Raw genomic sequence first — 17,423 nt, 5'->3', positions numbered from 1 at the left:
CGTGAGGGATAAATAAGAATGCTAACTAGCTCACAAACTCGACAAAGGCCCAATTGCCGTCAATCACAATTTTTCTTCGAATAAGCGGCAGCAAATTACTTACGTTCATGATAAAAAGGTAAACAATCTGTGAGTGTATTCACGGAGGCCAAAAGTGAGTTATTGGTAATATTCGTAAGTCATCGCTGCACTTGATTTAATCCCTTAATCCATAATAACGCTGGCTTCTCGCTCACCTGACAAAAGGAGTAAAGGAATACTCAATGAATGCTGATTGGTTCGCTTACATAGTGGTTTTCTTAGGGCTGCTGTTACTCACGCAGAGCATTAGGCCTGCGGCGCTTATCTGTAAAAATGATGATGCCATCGGTTGGAGGGCATTGATCGCTCTGCTGATCTTATTTTTAATCGGCTACAGCCTGTTTTTGGTCAACCTGTTTCACAGCAAAATTGATACAACACTGCAGCTTATCTCACTGATGCTACTTGGTGGGGCAACGTTTGTGGCGATTATCATTCCACAAGCGCACAAAACCATTCTAAAAATTGAATCGATTGCCATTACAGAGCGGCAAAATTCCCTCACCGATAGCATGACTAAGCTCGCTAACCGTAAGAGCTTACTTGAGCTTCTCAGCGCCCTGTCTGGTGGTAACAAGCCGTTCTCACTCTTATTCATCGATTTAAATAACTTTAAGCAGATCAATGATGGCTTGGGGCACTACTATGGCGACCAATTTCTGATTGCGGTTGCTAAGCGGCTGTCTAGCATCATTCCTGCGTGCGCCAATCTGTTCCGTATCGGTGGCGATGAGTTTGCTGTGGTTTATCGTGAGTATCGCGAAGATAAACTGATCGCACTCATCGATAACCTGCACGCGAGTTTATTAGCGCCGATCCAAGTGAACACGCACTCGATGAAAACCTCTGCCAGTATTGGCATTGCCTGTTACCCAAAACACTCGAATGAAATGTTCGACTTAGTGAAAAAAGCGGACATGGCGATGTATGACTGTAAGAGTCGCCAGGGCAATTTCACCTTTTACAACGACAACATCGGTATCCGTGCCGAACGTAAGCTAGCGTTATCGCAAATGTTGTCTGACGCTGTACAAAAAAGTCAGTTTAAGTTGTTCTATCAGCCAATTATTAATGCGGAATCAGGGCAAACCTTGTATGTGGAAGCACTGCTACGCTGGCCTCAAGCCAACGGCAACATTCTTTTGCCTGAACAATTTATTCCTATGGCGGCTAAAAGCACCTTAATCAACGCTATTACCTATTGGGTGATTGAGCAAACCTGTGCCGATCTACCGCGACTAAGAGCGCTCGGGTTTAACAATCGCGTCCATATCAACCTCACCGCTCGCGACCTACAAAGCGACACCTTAGTGCAACAAATTCGTGCGCTCAAACAACAAAATAAGTTGAAACCACATGATTTGATGTTTGAACTGACCGAGAGCGACTTAGTGGAAGATCTTAGCAAGGCAAAGCGCGTCATGCATAAGATCAGTCGTATGGGGTTTGAGTTCTGCGTGGATAATTTTGGTACAGGATTTTCATCACTGGTGCTACTTAGGGAGTTGCCAATTTCGCAAATCAAGATTGATCGTTCGTTTGTAAATGACTTTTTGGTTAACGAAATTAGCCGTTCAATTATCTGTCATATTATTGCACTGGCGGGTGATCTTAATTGCAGCGTTATCGCCGAAGGTGTTGAAAACGAAGAGAATGCGGCAGAGCTTATTCGCTTAGGCGCGGAGTTGCATCAAGGTTGGCTCTATTCAGAAGCACTGCCACTAGAAGCATTACCCGCGGCGACGCCAGCAACCGATAGTGACAGTACCTTATTAGTGGGATAGCAAAGCCTCAGTGGTTACGCTGAGGCCGCACTCATACATAACGGCTAAATTGGATTATCGATATCCACAAAATAGTGCTGCAGACCAAATTTATCTGCCAGATGCTGACCTAACGCTTCAATACCATAACGCTCAGTCGCATGATGCCCCGCAGCAAAATAATGCACGTTTTGCTCAACGGCACTATGGAATGTTCGCTCTGAAGCTTCACCACTAATAAAGGCATCAACGCCAAGTTCATAAGCGGTATCAATATAATCTTGCGCCCCACCGGTACACCACGCCACAGAACTTATCATCTCTTTCGCTGCCGCTAAGTGAATTGGTGCTCGACCAAGTCGTTCGGTGATACGCGCGGTAAATTCTGAGGGAGTGACTGGCGCGGTCAGCTCGGCACACCACAACAGATTTTGCGGCACTTGCTCAACAATTCGCACATTTTCAAAACCAATCACTTCGCCCAAGCGGGCGTTATTACCAATCACTGGGTGACCATCTAACGGTAAGTGGAAACCAAATAGGCTAATATCGTGGGCTAATAGTGCCTTAATGCGGCGTTGCTTCATACCAACGATGGTCGCGGGTTCGCTTTTCCAAAAAAAACCATGATGGACTAACAAGGCATCAGCACCTAACTTGATGGCACGCTCGATCAGTGCTTGGCAAGCGGTCACCCCTGTCACTATGGTGTGGATCTCATCCTTACCCTCAACCTGAAGCCCATTCGGCGCATAATCTCTAAAACGTTCACTCTGTAAATAGTCTTTTAAATAGGCGTCAAGCGCTTGTCGCTGCATGTAGGACCTCCCCTCATCAACAATGTGTGGCGCATAGTACCACAATCCTCTAAAACCGCTGTTTTAGGGTAAAATTTGTGTCAATCTAACGTTTTTGCGCTCGTTTTTGCGCTCAAATTGGACTTTCACCCAGTTTGCTCTATAAAATCCTTCGAACTTTGAAATCAACATTACAATAAATAGGCCTAATTCAATGACCAAACTGACTAAAGAAGATGTCATCAGCCAATTGGAAGCAGCTCTTTCAAAGCGCGAGGGAAAAGCTATCAGTATCGAACAAAGCGGTAGCTGGTACAAAATCGATGGTGAAAAATCGGTTCGCTTCGCGGAGTTAGAACAGATGTTAGCGGAATTGGATGCGCCCGAAGCGACGGTGCCAACAGCGGCAGCAAAAACCAAGACCACTAAAGCGCCAGCGGCCAAAGCAAAAACTGCTGCACCAAAAACTGCGGCCAGCAGCAACGGTCAAGGTAAAACACCTAAGCAGTTATGGCGCGAAAAGCTGTCACAACAGGGCGGCAACAAGTTACCACGTGGTTTCTGATCCGTCATGACTTAGATGTGAACGTCAATACGGCGTTTACATCGCCTTATCTACTCGCACGCCTTGTTTAAAATACACGACGCGAACTTTGTCGCCTGATTGCAACGGCATATTTGCTGCGGGTTCTTGCACTACCATCACCTGCTGTCCATCATCCTGCTGAATCATCAACTCCTGCAACGGTATCTGCCGCGCGCGCACATCATTGGATTGGTAATGTCCAATGCCACCACCGACTAAGGCACCTAATACCGTGGTGATATCTCGGCCATGACCACTGCCGAACTGATTACCAATCACCCCACCGAGCAAGGCACCACCAAAGGTTTTCCAACCACGGTTTTTGTCCCGTTCCAATTCAGTACGAGAAACATCGCGAATCGATGTAAGTGTGCCATACACAACGTTTTCAACAGGCATAGCCTGATTGCGGGGAAACTGCTCCGCTTGCGCTATGCTATTGAAAAGCGCTAACGTTGACAGGCTAACGACGAAGATTAATATTTTCCACATATGCTGAGTCCCGTTAACTTAGTGAACCAACTCTGAGTGACCCTATAAAACTGTGAATACTCTCTCTTTTCTGCAAGGTATTGCTGACCCGTTTCCGGCGCCCGAGTTGGCTTTAACGGAACCGAACGGGTTACTGGCAGTGGGTGGCGATCTGCATCCTCGACGATTGTTATCAGCATATTACCAAGGCATTTTCCCTTGGTTTAACCACGAAGATCCTATTTTGTGGTGGTCACCCGACCCAAGAGCCATTTTCCTCCCTGATGAGGTAAATGTCAGCCGTAGTTTACGTAAGTTTATCAAAAAATCACCGTGGCGGTTTACGATCAACCATGCCTTTGCCGATGTAGTTGCGGGCTGCGCCATGCCACGCGAGCAGCAAGCCGGAACCTGGATCACTGGCGAGATTCGACTCGCGTACCAACAGCTGCATGAAATGGGCCGCGCCCACTCGATTGAGGTATGGCAGAATGAACGTCTCGTTGGTGGCCTTTATGGCATCAATGTCGGCCAAGTGTTTTGTGGTGAGTCGATGTTTCACCGCGAGAATAACGCCTCAAAAGCGGCGTTTGTGATGCTTAGCCAGCACGTAAAAGCAGCAGGCTATCAACTCATTGACGCCCAAGTGATGAACCCTCACCTGCTATCATTAGGGGCAAAAGCGTTAAAACGCGAGGATTTTATTAGCCAACTACAGCAACTGCGCGATGGTGTTACTGCCGCTCACTGCTGGGATAAGCAAGAGGTTACAATTGCACTCTGAACACCAGACCGTTGATGTTGGTCTAACCCAAACATTTCCATGTAGCTACCTCGAAGACAGGCAGGAACAACTGCTGGTGATCAAAGAACCTTTGATGCAATCACAACTGTTTGAACGCTTGCTCTCGATGGGATTTCGCCGTAGCGGCAGCATGATCTATAAGCCCCGCTGCCCGCAATGCCAGGCATGTCAACCGATACGTATTCCTGTCGTTCGGTTTGTGCCATCGAAACGACAAAAACGAACCTTGGCGAAAAATCATGACATTGAGATTGCAGTGAGCAATCAATTTCGTGATGAACACTACGCCTTATACGAGCGTTATATCAGCGCACGCCATTATGACGGCCCGATGTATCCGCCAACTTTAGCGCAATACCAAGGTTTTGTAGGCTGCGACTGGATGCAATCTGCGTTACTAGAACTACATTTGGACGGCAAACTTATCGGCGTTGCCGTGACCGATTTACTGCAAAATAGCTTGTCAGCCGTATACAGTTTCTTTGAGCCAGATCTCAGCCAACGGTCATTAGGCAGTTTTATGATTTTGCAGCAATGCAAATTGGCAGCGTCAATGAATAAAGCGTTTCTTTATTTGGGATATCAAATAGATGATAACCGTAAGATGAATTACAAACGCCTTTATCGACCCTACCAAATTTTGACCCAAGCTGGCTGGCAAAATCAGGATACGTTACCCTAAACACCTTTACACTCGAGGAAAATTACGGCATGATACGGCGGTTTTTATTTCCTAGAGGCTAACAGGACAAAAATTTAATGGCGAAAGAAGACAGTATTGAGATGCAAGGGACGATCCTTGAAACCTTGCCAAATACGATGTTTCGAGTTGAGCTGGAAAACGGTCACGTTGTGACTGCACATATTTCCGGTAAAATGCGTAAAAACTACATCCGTATCCTGACTGGTGATAAAGTCACCGTCCAACTTACCCCATACGATTTGAGCAAAGGCCGTATCGTCTTCCGCGCACGCTAAAATCCATGCCAACGTAATAACTGGTCACTGCTGGTGCATAGCATGAGCAGAGGGGATTATTCTTTATAGCCTGTTAAGATGCCACAATAAAAATGGCTGCATATGCAGCCATTTTTTATGGATGAGATTTACCGATTAAGAGACTTTTTCAGGGGTACCTACCTGAATATTCAACTCACCATCAACTATATCTACTTTCGCTACGCCGCCGAATTCCAATTTACCAAACAGAATTTCATCAGCTAACGGCCGTTTCAGCAAGTCTTTCACCACACGCGCCATTGGACGTGCACCCATCGATTTATCGTAGCCTTTCTCAGCCAAGAACGTTCGCGCTTCGTCGGAAACGTCCAGCATAACGCCTTTAGCATCCAGTTGGGCTTGCAGCTCAACCAAGAACTTATCAACCACTTTCGCGATGATGGTCATATCTAGGCTGTTGAACCAAACAATGGCATCAAGACGGTTACGGAACTCCGGTGAGAACACGCGGTTGATCTCTGACAACGCATCGTGGCTGTGATCTTGCTGTTTGAAGCCGATCGATTTTCTCACTGTTTCCTGTACGCCCGCGTTGGTGGTCATCACTAAGGTGACATGACGGAAGTCAGCTTTGCGGCCGTTGTTGTCCGTCAGCGTACCGTGATCCATCACCTGCAACAGCAAGTTATAGATATCCGGGTGTGCTTTTTCGATCTCATCCAACAACACCACGCAATGTGGGTTCTTAATGACTGCATCGGTCAGCAAACCGCCTTGATCGAAACCAACATATCCAGGAGGCGCACCAATCAAACGCGACACAGTGTGACTTTCCATATACTCGGACATGTCAAAGCGTACCAGCTTCATGCCAAGGCATTGGGCCAACTGGTTTGTCACTTCTGTCTTACCTACCCCTGTTGGGCCTGCAAACAAGAAGCTACCCACAGGCTTATTGTCATAACCTAAACCGCTACGCGCTAAACGGATGGCCGAGCTAAGGGTCTCAATGGCTTTGTCTTGACCAAAGACAGTCATCTTCAGATTACGCTCAAGATTCTTGAGCACATCTTTCTCGGTAGACGATACGGACTTCTCAGGAATGCGCGCCATCTTAGCAATAACCGCCTCGATTTCCGCTTCACCGATGGTTTTCTTACGTTTGCTTACTGGCAACATGGCCATGCGCGCGCCCGCTTCGTCAATCACGTCAATCGCTTTATCGGGCAGATGACGGTCATTGATGTGGCGGTCAGACAAACGTGCCGCGGTCGCTAACGCAGCTTTGGTATAACGGATATGGTGATGCTCTTCGTAGCGTGATTTCAGCCCTTCCAAAATTTTGGTCGTTTCTTCTACGCTAGGTTCATTGACATCAATCTTCTGGAAACGCCGAGCGAGTGCGCGGTCTTTCTCAAAAATGCTTTGATATTCTTGGAAAGTCGTCGAGCCCATGCAACGTAGCTTGCCGCTAGACAATAGTGGCTTAAGCAAGTTGGACGCGTCCATCACACCGCCAGACGCGGCGCCCGCACCGATAATGGTGTGAATTTCATCAATAAACAGAATCGCTTGTTTATCGGCGGTTAACTCTTTGAGCAGATTTTTCAACCGCTTCTCAAAGTCACCGCGATACTTAGTACCAGCCAGCAATGCGCCCATATCGAGCGAATACACAGTAGCATCACGAATAACGTCCGGCACTTCGTCAGAAACAATGCGGTAAGCCAGGCCTTCGGCAATGGCAGTTTTGCCCACGCCAGCTTCCCCCACTAATAGCGGGTTGTTTTTGCGGCGACGGCAAAGAATTTGAATACTACGTTCGATTTCGTCATGACGTCCAATGAGCGGGTCAATTTTGCCTTGAGCAGCTTGCTCGTTAAGGTTGGCAGCAAATTGACTCAGCATGCTGCGATCTTCAACGGTTTCCGCTTGCTCTTCAGACGTTTCATTAGCGGCATTGTCTTCTGACTCATCATTATTTCTGGCGAAACCATGAGAGATGTAGTTGACCACATCTAGGCGGGTCACGTCATAACGGCGTAACAAGTAGACGGCTTGTGATTCCTGCTCGCTAAAAATCGCGACCAACACATTCGCGCCAGTCACTTCATTACGGCCTGATGACTGCACATGGAATACGGCACGTTGCAGTACGCGTTGGAACCCTAATGTAGGCTGAGTCTCACGTTCGTCAGTAACGTCAGAAATCACAGGTGTGGTTTGCGTAATGAAGCTGGCAATATCATCACGCAACTTCTCGATGTTCGCACCACAGGCGAGTAAAGCATCACGCGCGGCGGGGTTATCAATCAACGCTAACAATAGATGTTCTACGGTCATGTATTCATGCCGTGCATCTCTGGCCTGCTGAAATGCCAAGTTTAACGTGACTTCCAGATCTTTATTCAGCATAAGCACCCCCTAACTTCAGTGATTGCTATTTTTGTTACGCTTTCTCCAAAGAACATAGCAGTGGGTGCTGATGTTGTCTGGCGAATTGATTCACCTGAGCCACTTTGGTTTCTGCAATCCCGAACGGATAGAGTCCGCAGACGGCCTTTCCTTGGTGGTGGACCAATAACATGATGTCAGTGGCTTCCTGATGATTCTTATTGAAAAACAGTTGCAATATCTCAACGACAAAATCCATTGGAGTATAGTCATCGTTGAATAACATTACCTTGTACATTGGTGGTGGCTGCAGTGCTTCTTCAACGCCGTTCTCCACCGTTTCAATCTGACCACTTTTTCCCATAATTCAATACTAGTATCTCTATCACACTTCAACCAACCACTCTAATAGAATGATTCGATATCTCGGTGCGATTTTTCACTGATGATGAATTCACTATACGATCAACTTAAGGAAGTTGTCTAAACCAAATAGTGCCGATTAATCAATAATTCTGATTAACGCGGGGCGATTGACAGCAGCTGGTTATTTTTGCAGCGAGCGAAGTGTGATTTAGGCAAGACTGGTGCTGTAAGGCTTTCGAGCAACAAAGTCTACCACTAAAAAATCGACCCATAGGCGATCTAACCATGAGGTGGCTAGCCTTTGGTTAACGCGCGACTACTCAACACGCAGTTGCTAACTCATCTAATTGACATAACATTCAAACTGCCCTGACAAATCGACCCTCGTCTTTACTCTACATATTGTTCGAAAATGCATTTTCAAGGGCAGACACTACTTTTTTTTACCGAACAGCGTGCTTATTATTCTTTAGTCTTATAAATGTTGTAATTATGTTAATTCATGCTTGACATAAGCGAGTGAGAAACTCATTCTGTCACGGTTAGTAGATATTTCGTACAACGGAATATCGGTGTAATGGGAGCAACAGTAGAAGGAAGTAGATGTATGGCAAGCGGAACTGTGAAGTGGTTCAACAACGCCAAAGGTTTCGGGTTTATCTGCCCAGATCTAGGTGGTGAAGACGTTTTTGCGCATTATTCAACCATTGACATGGATGGCTACAGGACTCTGAAGGCAGGTCAACCTGTTCAGTTTGAAGTTGAGAAAGGACCTAAAGGCATGCATGCCTCGTCAATTTCTCCTGTCAAATAACACCAGACCAAAATTCAAATAAAAGGCGGGAAGTTCCCGCCTTTTTATTTGCTTCAAATTTGTGTTAACAGCGGCAAGATTTACCGCTGTTACTCTACAACATCAGTAGGCTAACAAGCCATTCAATGTCGCACTGGGGCGCATCGCCGCAGCTGATTTCGCGCCGTTCGGACGATAATAACCGCCCATATCCACTGCGCAGCCTTGTACGCCATTTAGCTCAGCAATAATCTTATCTTCTTGCGCGACTAATGCGTTGGCCAAGTCAGCAAAGGCTGCTTTTAAATCACCATCTTCCGTTTGAGATGCCAGCGCCTTAGCCCAATACTGCGCTAGGTAGAAGTGGCTACCGCGGTTATCAATCTGGCCGACTTTGCGAGAAGGTGATTTATTGTTATCCAAGAATTCACCTATCGCGGTATCTAGACAGTCAGCTAATACCTGCGCTTTGGCGTTACCCGTTGTTTGGCTCAAGTGCTCCAGTGAAGCACCAAGGGCTAAGAACTCACCGAGCGAATCCCAACGCAGGTGGTTTTCTTCTTCGAACTGCTGCACGTGTTTTGGTGCACTACCGCCCGCGCCAGTTTCGAACAAACCGCCACCATTCATCAACGGCACAATAGAGAGCATTTTCGCACTGGTGCCCAGTTCCAAAATAGGGAACAAGTCAGTCAAGTAGTCACGTAATACGTTGCCAGTTACCGAGATAGTGTCCTGTCCTGCTTTCATACGAGTGAGCGAGAAACGTGCGGCATCTTTTGGCGACAGAATGCGGATGTCTAAGCCGTCGGTATCTTCCTCTGGCAGATAAGCGTTCACTTTAGCAATCACTTGGGCGTCGTGAGCACGTTGTGCATCTAACCAGAATACCGCTGGCGTGTTACTCAGACGGGCACGACGTACCGCCAGTTTCACCCAATCGCGGATTGGCGCGTCTTTAGCTTGGCACATACGCCAGATATCGCCCTGCTCCACTGAATGTTGCATCAGCACATCACCTTTCTGGTTGATGACTTTCACTACACCGGCAGTTGGAATTTCAAAGGTTTTATCGTGACTGCCGTACTCTTCGGCTTTTTGCGCCATCAAGCCAACGTTAGGCACAGTACCCATTGTGGCTGGATCAAACGCACCATGTTCCTTACAGAACTCGATGGTTTCTTGGTAGATACCGGCATAGCAACGATCGGGGATCATCGCTTTCATATCTTTTAACTGACCATCCGGGCCCCACATTTGACCACCAGCGCGGATTGCTGCTGGCATTGACGCATCAATGATCACGTCACTTGGCACGTGCAGGTTGGTGATACCTTTATCAGAGTTCACCATTGCCAGTGGCGGTTGTGCCGCATAAACCGCGGCAATATCAGCTTCAATCGCTGCTTTTTCTGCCGCTGGCAGTTCCGCAATTTTCGCAACCACATCACCAAAGCCGTTTTTCACATCCACGCCCAGTGATTTGAAGGTCTCGCCATATTTAGTAAACAGCGCTTTATAATAAGCTTTAACTGCCAGACCAAACATAATTGGGTCTGATACTTTCATCATGGTGGCTTTCAAGTGCAGCGATACCAAAATATCCTGCGATTTCGCCGCTTCGATTTCTCGTTCGAAAAATGCCTGCAATTTTGCCGCACTCATTACTGATGCGTCGATGATTTCGCCCGCTAACAGTTTTAAATCCGCTTTCAAACGGACGGGGGCACCCGCAGTTGGCTCCAGCACGATATTGACACTATCAGCATCAGCTAACGTTACCGATTGCTCGCTAGCGTAGAAATCGCCATCGTCCATGTGCGATACGTGAGTTTTGCTATCTTTGCTCCAAGCGCCCATTGAATGTGGATGCTTACGCGCGTAGTTTTTAACTGATAAAGGCGCACGACGATCAGAGTTACCTTCACGCAGCACAGGGTTTACTGCACTACCTTTGATCTTGTCGTAGCGTGCTTTGGCTTCTTTCTCTTCAGCCGTTACAGGCTCTTCAGGATAGTTAGGCAGATCGTAACCTTGTGCTTGCAACTCTTTAATACAGGCGCGCAACTGCGGAATAGAAGCACTGATGTTCGGCAGTTTGATGATATTTGCTTCTGGCTTAGTGGCCAGTTCGCCCAACTCAGCCAGATGGTCACCAATTTTTTGCGCATCAGTCAGACGCTCAGGGAACGCGGCAATGACGCGGCCTGACAGAGAGATATCGCGTGTATCCACCGCAATACCGGCAGGTTTAACGAAGGTTTTGATGATTGGCAGCAATGACAAGGTGGCCAGCGCAGGCGCTTCATCTGTTTCCGTGTAGATGATAGTTGGGGTTTTGTCAGTCATTTTCAGTCCTATGCGTACATGCAAGAAACAAAGTAGGAACTACGCCCCGAGAACTTGGTCATAAATATTTATGATTTAAGATTCAATAAGTTAGATATATAAAACACCTATCAACTGCGGGGTATAGATCACATTTTGGCAATCATCATAGTGCATTCTTTCAAAGATTCAAATTCCGCATTATGCTTTATCGCGCTAGACTATTGTCCGATTGAAATCCCTTATTTAAAACGAACCAGCGAAAGCACCGATAAGCATGCCAGCCAAAAAGCCCGCAATAAAATCAAAAACTAACCGTAGTCACTCCCAACGACCAACTATCAATTCGTCAAGGGCGCGCGCCCGTCCAGCGTCCTCTCGTCGTCGGCAGAGCAAACCACCAAGCCTTACAGATACTCGTGTGATGCTGTTTAACAAGCCGTTTGATGTGCTGTGTCAGTTCACTGATGAACAGGGGCGGCAAACATTGAAAGATTTTATCGAGATTGAAAATATCTATGCTGCGGGTCGGCTTGATCGAGATAGCGAAGGATTACTGCTATTGACCAATAACGGTCAACTACAAGCGAAACTCACCGCCCCCAATAAACACACCTACAAGACCTATTGGGTGCAGGTGGAAGGTGATGTCAGTGATAGCGCCATCACCGCACTTGAAACAGGCGTCGAGCTAAAAGACGGCATGTCCTTGCCCGCGACAGTAACACGTATCAGTCCACCAAATGTTTGGCCACGCAATCCGCCGATTCGCGAACGCGCCAATATTCCTACCACTTGGCTGGCAATCTCCATCCGTGAAGGGCGCAACCGTCAAGTGAGACGCATGACAGCGCACGTAGGTTATCCAACCTTGCGACTGATCCGCTTTAGTATCGGTAACACATCATTGCTGCAACACGGTGCCATGCTTGCTAATGGCGGCTATTGTGAACTGAGCCAAGCCGAGATTGCGCAACTGCTACAAAGCTAACTAATAACAAGTGAACAGGACCCTATCATGGCCGAAAAACAACGTTATCGCCCCAATGTTACCGTGGCATGTGTGATTGAAGCTGCGGGTAAATTTTTATTGGTTGAGGAATGGATCAACGGCGAGCAAAGATTCAATCAACCGGCTGGGCACTTGGAAGCGCACGAAAGTTTAGTGATGGCCTGTGAACGCGAAGTGCTAGAAGAAACAGGCTTGACTCTCACCCCCGCAGCGTTGGTACGTATCGACCAATTCTCCGCCAGTGCCGATTTAGCCTTTCTGCGTTTTACCTTTTGCTGTTCGTTAACTGAGCCGCAACCAACACAGCCACAAGATAGCGATATCAGCGCCGCTCACTGGCTAACGTATGATGAAATAACTGCACGGCACGCCCAACTACGCAGCCCGCTCGTGCTCGATACCATTGATGCTTATCTGCGTGGGGAAAAATTGCCACTCGATTACTTAAATTCACGCTTTCTGACATTAGCTCCAGCGGCCGATGCGTGCTAGAATACGCGCCCTAATAAAGTCGGGCGATTGGTCATTTTTAAGAACAAACTGTTCTGGCCTGTTGCTATTAATATTTGCTGTTCAATGGTTGTTAGCCTCATATGAATTTTACTGATCCCAATCCATCCGCTAAAAAAGTCATCGTCGGTATGTCCGGTGGTGTTGATTCCTCAGTCTCTGCGTATCTATTAAAGCAGCAAGGATATCAAGTGGAAGGCCTGTTCATGAAGAACTGGGAAGAAGACGATGACACCGAATATTGCTCAGCGGCTGAAGATTTGAAAGATGCGCAAGCGGTATGTAACCGTCTGGGGATCAAACTGCACACAGTTAACTTTGCTGCCGAATATTGGGACAACGTATTCGAATACTTCTTGGCAGAATACAAAGCGGGTCGCACACCTAACCCCGATATCATGTGCAACAAAGAGATCAAATTTAAAGCGTTTCTCGACTTTGCTGAAGATATTCTCGATGCCGACTATATCGCCATGGGCCACTATGTGCGCCGCGGTGAACTCAATGGCAAAGCCACGCTGTTACGCGGCGTCGATGGTAACAAAGATCAAAGCTACTTCCTCTATACTTTGAGTCATGAGCAAGTGGGTCGCAGCTTATTCCCAGTCGGTGACTTAGAAAAACCTCGTGTGCGTGAAATCGCACTTGAGCAAGGTTTGGTCACTGCGGCGAAAAAAGATAGCACCGGAATCTGTTTTATCGGCGAGCGCAAGTTTACCGAATTTCTCAGCCGCTACCTTCCCGCGCAACCCGGTGTGATTGAAACCGTGGACGGCGAAGAGATTGGTAAACACCAAGGGCTGATGTACCACACCCTAGGCCAACGTAAAGGCTTAGGTATCGGTGGCATGAAAGACAGCAACGATGATCCATGGTACGTCGTTGATAAAGATTTAACCCGTAATGTGTTGATTGTTGCACAAGGCGGCCATCACCCGCGGTTGATGTCCAACGGGTTAGTCGCCAATCAACTTGATTGGGTTGATCGCCAAGGCCCGGAAGCAGGTAGCCGTATCACGGTGAAAACCCGTTACCGCCAAGCCGATGTGCCTTGCCAAGTACAATATAACGAAGCCGGTGAATTATTAGTCAGCTTTAATGAGCCTGTGGCGGCGGTAACACCTGGGCAATCAGCAGTATTTTATGACGGTGAAGTCTGTCTTGGCGGTGGCATTATTGACCGCTTAATCAAAGAGTAAAGGACGCAATGGATAGTATCGAAAACAGAACCATGGCGCTGGCGGCCACGCTGCAAGCCATCGCCCAAGTTCAGTATATTGCTCGGCACGGCGAGACCGACGAGCAACAGTTGGCCGCCGCGCTCAATACCATTCTAGTGACGGAACCCGACTCCATTGACGATATCTATCCCGACAAACAAGTGTTGGCTAACGGCTTTCGCTGGGTGCTTAATCAACTCGGCGATAGCCAGCAAAAAGATGTGGAAATCACCCGCTATCTCGTCGGTTTGCTATCGCTAGAGCGCAAACTCAGTCGCAATAATGGCGCGCTCAATGTGCTGTCAGAGCGCATCAATCAGGTTCATCGCCAACTGCAACACTTTTCAATTACTGATGAACAAGTCATCAATAATTTCGCCAGCATTTACAGCGACGTGATCAGTAACATTGGCCCGAAAATCCAAATTTCTGGCAATCCACACGTGCTGAAACAACCTTTAGTACAACATAAAATCCGCGCCTTGTTGCTTGCAGCAATGCGCAGCGCCGTGCTTTGGCGTCAGCTGGGCGGTAAACGCCGTCAACTGGTGTTCACCCGTAAAGCGATTGTCGATGCGGCGACAAAATTTCTTACCCTACATTAAAAAACGAGTTCATCAAGGAGCTTACAATGGATCTTTCCGCACTGACTGCTATCTCCCCGGTTGACGGGCGCTATGGTAGTAAAACCACCGAGCTTCGGGGGATATTCAGCGAGTACGGTCTAACCAAGTATCGCGTACAGGTCGAAATTAACTGGTTGAAGCTGCTGTCTAGCTGCCCAGAAATCGAAGAAGTGCCACCATTTAGCGAAAGCGCATTGGCACTGCTGGATAACATTCGCGACAACTTCAGTGTAGACGACGCACAGCGCGTAAAAACCATTGAAGCCACCACCAATCACGATGTGAAAGCGGTGGAGTACTTCATTAAAGAAAAAATCGCTGATAACGCTGAACTGAGCGCTGTTGGTGAGTTCGTTCATTTTGCTTGTACCTCTGAAGACATCAACAACCTGTCACACGGGCTGATGTTGACCGAAGCGCGCGATCACGTATTGCTGCCATACCTCAACAAAATCCTTGATGGCGTAAAAGCGCTGGCACACAACTACAAAACCGTGCCATTGATGTCACGTACTCATGGTCAACCCGCCTCACCTTCTACCTTAGGTAAAGAGATGGCGAACGTTGCTGTACGTTTAGAGCGTCAACTGAAGCAGATTGCTAACGTCGAAATCATGGGCAAAATCAACGGTGCCGTAGGTAACTACAACGCTCACTTGTCTGCCTATCCAGAAGTTGACTGGCACGCGCTGTCACAACGCTTTGTGACTAGCCTAGGTTTGAACTGGAACCCATACACCACCCAGATTGAACCGCACGATTATATTGCTGAGCTGTTTGACGCGGTTGCCCGCTTCAACACCATTTTGATCGACTTCGACCGTGATATCTGGGGCTACATTGCACTGGGTCACTTCAAGCAAAAAACCATTGCTGGCGAAATCGGTTCATCGACTATGCCGCACAAAGTTAACCCAATCGACTTCGAAAACTCTGAAGGTAACTTGGGGATTGCTAACGCATTGATGCAACACTTAGCCAGCAAACTGCCAGTATCTCGTTGGCAGCGTGATCTGACTGACTCTACTGTGCTGCGTAACTTAGGTGTCGGGTTTGCTCACTCACTGATTGCTTATCAAGCCACATTGAAAGGCATCAGCAAACTGGAAGTGAACGAACAACATCTGCGCGACGAGTTAGATCACAACTGGGAAGTATTGGCAGAGCCAGTACAAACCGTGATGCGTCGTTATGGTATCGAAAAGCCATACGAAAAGTTGAAAGAGCTGACTCGCGGTAAACGCATTGATGGCGCACAGCTGGCCGCCTTTATCGACACGCTGGAGCTGCCAGAAACGGTGAAGACTGAGCTCAAACAGCTGACGCCTGCCACTTATATAGGCCGCGCTGAAGCCTTCGTTGACGACTTGAAATAAGCGTCACGGAATAAGATCTTGGGCGGGCACTTTTAGTGGCCGCCTTTTTCATTGTAGGAAGAAATATGTACCAACTCACGCTGGATAAGCAAGATTTTCTTAACAACATCTGGCAGAAAAAGCCGATGATTTTCCGTCAGGCGTTTAAGAACTTCGCCGACCCAATCGCTGCCGATGAACTGGCGGGCCTTGCTTGTGAAGAGGAAGTGGCCTCACGTATCGTCGTGACCCAAAACGATGGCAAAGATTGGCAAGTGGTCAATGGCCCATTTGAAGATTACGACCAATACGGCGAAGAAAACTGGCAGTTGTTGGTACAAGCCGTAAACCATTGGTATCCCGAAAGCCAACCTTTGGTGGAAGCGTTCCGCTTTCTGCCGGATTGGCGCTTTGACGATCTGATGGTGTCATTTGCCACACCGGGCGGCGGTGTTGGCCCGCATATCGACCAATACGATGTATTCATCATTCAAGGCGAAGGTCGCCGCCGTTGGACGGTAGGTGACATCGGTAGCCATCAACAACGCGGCGGTAACCTCACGTCACCGTTGATTGAAAACTTCAGCCCAATCATTGATGACATTTTGGAACCCGGTGACATGTTATACATTCCACCAGGCTTCCCACACCAAGGTTTTACCCTGACCTTAGCGCTGTCATATTCCATCGGTTTCCGCGCGCCAAGTCAGCAAGAGCTGATGAACCAACTGGCAGATTATCTGATTGATGAAAACGTCGGCCATCGCCGCTTTACCTCAACAACCGATACTGCAGGCAAAGGCCTAGTGGCAGAAGCGCAACAACTCGGCATGATGGCGTTACTTAAGCAGTTGGCAGAAGAGCCGCAATACTACCAAACCATGTTGGGTAAACTGCTCAGTCAAAACCGTTTTGAGTTAGATATCTGCGAAGGCGAACCCGTCACTGCCGACGACCTCAATGATGCCATTGACCAAGGTGCAGTTCTCAAACGTATTGGCGGCTTAAAAGTACTGCTGCTGGAAAACGACCTGCAACAACGCTTATTTATCAATGGCGAAGCATTTGCGTTTGACGCGCAAGATGCTGAACTGGCGCAGCAATTGAGTGACAACACTGAATTTAGCGGTGCGGCACTACAAGCGCTAAATCAATCGAGCAGTCTGCAACCCCTATTGCTCTCGCTGCTAGAAAAAGGTTGGTTCTACTTGGCTGATGCGGACGAGTAAACCACAAGTTCAGCCAGCGTTAGGCAAATAAAAACCGCTCAAATGAGCGGTTTCAGACTGCTGACAAAGTCCTGGACGTCAATCTAGGACTTTGATCTAATGAAGTGAGTTGATTTGAAGGCTCACG

General features: G+C 47.7%; 17 protein-coding genes. 12 read left to right on the top strand and 5 right to left on the bottom strand.

Features of this window, described 5'->3' with window-relative positions:
• Positions 1-263: 263 nt before the first annotated feature.
• Positions 264-1,865 (top strand): putative bifunctional diguanylate cyclase/phosphodiesterase, encoded by a 1,602-nt coding sequence (locus ACN0TT_RS13990; RefSeq protein ID WP_417762766.1) that lies wholly within the window; start codon positions 264-266, stop codon positions 1,863-1,865.
• 44 nt (positions 1,866-1,909) lie between these two features.
• Here ACN0TT_RS13990 and ACN0TT_RS13985 read toward each other — a convergent pair whose 3' ends face one another.
• Positions 1,910-2,662 carry a Nif3-like dinuclear metal center hexameric protein gene (locus ACN0TT_RS13985; protein WP_417762765.1) on the bottom strand — a complete coding sequence of 251 codons (753 nt, stop codon included), beginning with the start codon at positions 2,660-2,662 and terminating at the stop codon, positions 1,910-1,912.
• 193 nt (positions 2,663-2,855) lie between these two features.
• On the opposite strand from ACN0TT_RS13985, the gene ACN0TT_RS13980 reads away from it, so the two are divergent.
• Positions 2,856-3,206 (top strand): hypothetical protein, encoded by a 351-nt coding sequence (locus ACN0TT_RS13980; protein WP_417762764.1) that lies wholly within the window; start codon positions 2,856-2,858, stop codon positions 3,204-3,206.
• Positions 3,207-3,242: 36 nt separating this feature from the next.
• Here ACN0TT_RS13980 and ACN0TT_RS13975 read toward each other — a convergent pair whose 3' ends face one another.
• Complete coding sequence (locus ACN0TT_RS13975; protein ID WP_417762763.1) at positions 3,243-3,719, bottom strand: glycine zipper 2TM domain-containing protein; 477 nt, start codon at positions 3,717-3,719, stop codon at positions 3,243-3,245.
• 52 nt (positions 3,720-3,771) lie between these two features.
• Between ACN0TT_RS13975 and aat the strand changes: the two genes are divergently transcribed.
• From aat to infA, 3 genes are all read left to right on the top strand, one after another.
• Positions 3,772-4,482, top strand: a complete 711-nt coding sequence (gene aat, locus ACN0TT_RS13970) for a leucyl/phenylalanyl-tRNA--protein transferase (RefSeq protein WP_417762762.1) — start codon at positions 3,772-3,774, stop codon at positions 4,480-4,482.
• Complete coding sequence (locus tag ACN0TT_RS13965) at positions 4,472-5,185, top strand: arginyltransferase (RefSeq protein WP_417762761.1); 714 nt, start codon at positions 4,472-4,474, stop codon at positions 5,183-5,185. Before aat ends, ACN0TT_RS13965 begins: the two co-directional genes overlap by 11 nt.
• A 77-nt stretch (positions 5,186-5,262) precedes the next feature.
• Positions 5,263-5,481, top strand: coding sequence for a translation initiation factor IF-1 (infA, locus tag ACN0TT_RS13960; protein WP_037439960.1), 219 nt, complete (start codon positions 5,263-5,265; stop codon positions 5,479-5,481).
• A 135-nt stretch (positions 5,482-5,616) separates the two neighbouring features.
• Here infA and clpA read toward each other — a convergent pair whose 3' ends face one another.
• Positions 5,617-7,878 (bottom strand): ATP-dependent Clp protease ATP-binding subunit ClpA, encoded by a 2,262-nt coding sequence (gene clpA / locus ACN0TT_RS13955; protein ID WP_417762760.1) that lies wholly within the window; start codon positions 7,876-7,878, stop codon positions 5,617-5,619.
• 34 nt (positions 7,879-7,912) lie between these two features.
• Positions 7,913-8,221, bottom strand: coding sequence for an ATP-dependent Clp protease adapter ClpS (gene clpS / locus ACN0TT_RS13950; RefSeq protein ID WP_417762759.1), 309 nt, complete (start codon positions 8,219-8,221; stop codon positions 7,913-7,915).
• A gap of 609 nt (positions 8,222-8,830) precedes the next feature.
• Here clpS and cspD point away from each other — a divergent pair.
• On the top strand, positions 8,831-9,037 hold the full coding sequence (gene cspD / locus ACN0TT_RS13945) for a cold shock domain-containing protein CspD (RefSeq protein ID WP_417762758.1): 207 nt from the start codon (positions 8,831-8,833) through the stop codon (positions 9,035-9,037).
• Positions 9,038-9,139: 102 nt separating this feature from the next.
• On the opposite strand, the gene ACN0TT_RS13940 is transcribed toward cspD, so the two are convergent.
• Complete coding sequence (locus ACN0TT_RS13940) at positions 9,140-11,365, bottom strand: NADP-dependent isocitrate dehydrogenase (RefSeq protein ID WP_417762757.1); 2,226 nt, start codon at positions 11,363-11,365, stop codon at positions 9,140-9,142.
• A 256-nt stretch (positions 11,366-11,621) separates the two neighbouring features.
• Here ACN0TT_RS13940 and ACN0TT_RS13935 point away from each other — a divergent pair, with 256 nt between their 5' ends.
• The 6 genes from ACN0TT_RS13935 to ACN0TT_RS13910 all read left to right on the top strand — a co-directional run bounded on the left by ACN0TT_RS13935 (position 11,622) and on the right by ACN0TT_RS13910 (position 17,296).
• Complete coding sequence (locus ACN0TT_RS13935; protein WP_417762756.1) at positions 11,622-12,335, top strand: pseudouridine synthase; 714 nt, start codon at positions 11,622-11,624, stop codon at positions 12,333-12,335.
• A gap of 27 nt (positions 12,336-12,362) precedes the next feature.
• Complete coding sequence (locus ACN0TT_RS13930; RefSeq protein ID WP_417762755.1) at positions 12,363-12,848, top strand: NUDIX hydrolase; 486 nt, start codon at positions 12,363-12,365, stop codon at positions 12,846-12,848.
• A 101-nt stretch (positions 12,849-12,949) separates the two neighbouring features.
• A complete protein-coding gene (gene mnmA / locus ACN0TT_RS13925) occupies positions 12,950-14,065 on the top strand; it encodes a tRNA 2-thiouridine(34) synthase MnmA (RefSeq protein WP_417762754.1) in 1,116 nt (371 codons plus the stop codon).
• An 8-nt stretch (positions 14,066-14,073) separates the two neighbouring features.
• Positions 14,074-14,691: a high frequency lysogenization protein HflD gene (gene hflD / locus ACN0TT_RS13920; RefSeq protein ID WP_417762753.1), complete on the top strand. Its 618-nt coding sequence runs from the start codon at positions 14,074-14,076 to the stop codon at positions 14,689-14,691.
• 26 nt (positions 14,692-14,717) lie between these two features.
• Positions 14,718-16,088: an adenylosuccinate lyase gene (gene purB, locus ACN0TT_RS13915; protein WP_417762752.1), complete on the top strand. Its 1,371-nt coding sequence runs from the start codon at positions 14,718-14,720 to the stop codon at positions 16,086-16,088.
• A gap of 65 nt (positions 16,089-16,153) precedes the next feature.
• Complete coding sequence (locus ACN0TT_RS13910) at positions 16,154-17,296, top strand: JmjC domain-containing protein (RefSeq protein ID WP_417762751.1); 1,143 nt, start codon at positions 16,154-16,156, stop codon at positions 17,294-17,296.
• The last annotated feature ends 127 nt before the right edge of the window (positions 17,297-17,423 follow it).

The sequence above is a fragment of the Shewanella sp. genome (assembly GCF_048265805.1).
Lineage (GTDB): Bacteria > Pseudomonadota > Gammaproteobacteria > Enterobacterales > Shewanellaceae > Shewanella.
This window is presented reverse-complemented; position numbering and strand designations above follow the sequence as displayed.

What these genes read in the sequence shown, in the direction of transcription:
- hflD (WP_417762753.1), top strand. Translation starts at nt 14,074, where the DNA reads ATGGATAGTATCGAAAACAGAACCATGGCGCTGGCGGCCACGCTGCAA.
- ACN0TT_RS13930 (WP_417762755.1), top strand. Translation starts at nt 12,363, where the DNA reads ATGGCCGAAAAACAACGTTATCGCCCCAATGTTACCGTGGCATGTGTG.
- clpS (WP_417762759.1), bottom strand. Translation starts at nt 8,221, where the DNA reads ATGGGAAAAAGTGGTCAGATTGAAACGGTGGAGAACGGCGTTGAAGAA.
- ACN0TT_RS13940 (WP_417762757.1), bottom strand. Translation starts at nt 11,365, where the DNA reads ATGACTGACAAAACCCCAACTATCATCTACACGGAAACAGATGAAGCG.
- clpA (WP_417762760.1), bottom strand. Translation starts at nt 7,878, where the DNA reads ATGCTGAATAAAGATCTGGAAGTCACGTTAAACTTGGCATTTCAGCAG.
- ACN0TT_RS13985 (WP_417762765.1), bottom strand. Translation starts at nt 2,662, where the DNA reads ATGCAGCGACAAGCGCTTGACGCCTATTTAAAAGACTATTTACAGAGT.
- cspD (WP_417762758.1), top strand. Translation starts at nt 8,831, where the DNA reads ATGGCAAGCGGAACTGTGAAGTGGTTCAACAACGCCAAAGGTTTCGGG.
- ACN0TT_RS13910 (WP_417762751.1), top strand. Translation starts at nt 16,154, where the DNA reads ATGTACCAACTCACGCTGGATAAGCAAGATTTTCTTAACAACATCTGG.
- infA (WP_037439960.1), top strand. Translation starts at nt 5,263, where the DNA reads ATGGCGAAAGAAGACAGTATTGAGATGCAAGGGACGATCCTTGAAACC.
- ACN0TT_RS13990 (WP_417762766.1), top strand. Translation starts at nt 264, where the DNA reads ATGAATGCTGATTGGTTCGCTTACATAGTGGTTTTCTTAGGGCTGCTG.
- ACN0TT_RS13980 (WP_417762764.1), top strand. Translation starts at nt 2,856, where the DNA reads ATGACCAAACTGACTAAAGAAGATGTCATCAGCCAATTGGAAGCAGCT.
- mnmA (WP_417762754.1), top strand. Translation starts at nt 12,950, where the DNA reads ATGAATTTTACTGATCCCAATCCATCCGCTAAAAAAGTCATCGTCGGT.
- purB (WP_417762752.1), top strand. Translation starts at nt 14,718, where the DNA reads ATGGATCTTTCCGCACTGACTGCTATCTCCCCGGTTGACGGGCGCTAT.
- ACN0TT_RS13935 (WP_417762756.1), top strand. Translation starts at nt 11,622, where the DNA reads ATGCCAGCCAAAAAGCCCGCAATAAAATCAAAAACTAACCGTAGTCAC.
- ACN0TT_RS13975 (WP_417762763.1), bottom strand. Translation starts at nt 3,719, where the DNA reads ATGTGGAAAATATTAATCTTCGTCGTTAGCCTGTCAACGTTAGCGCTT.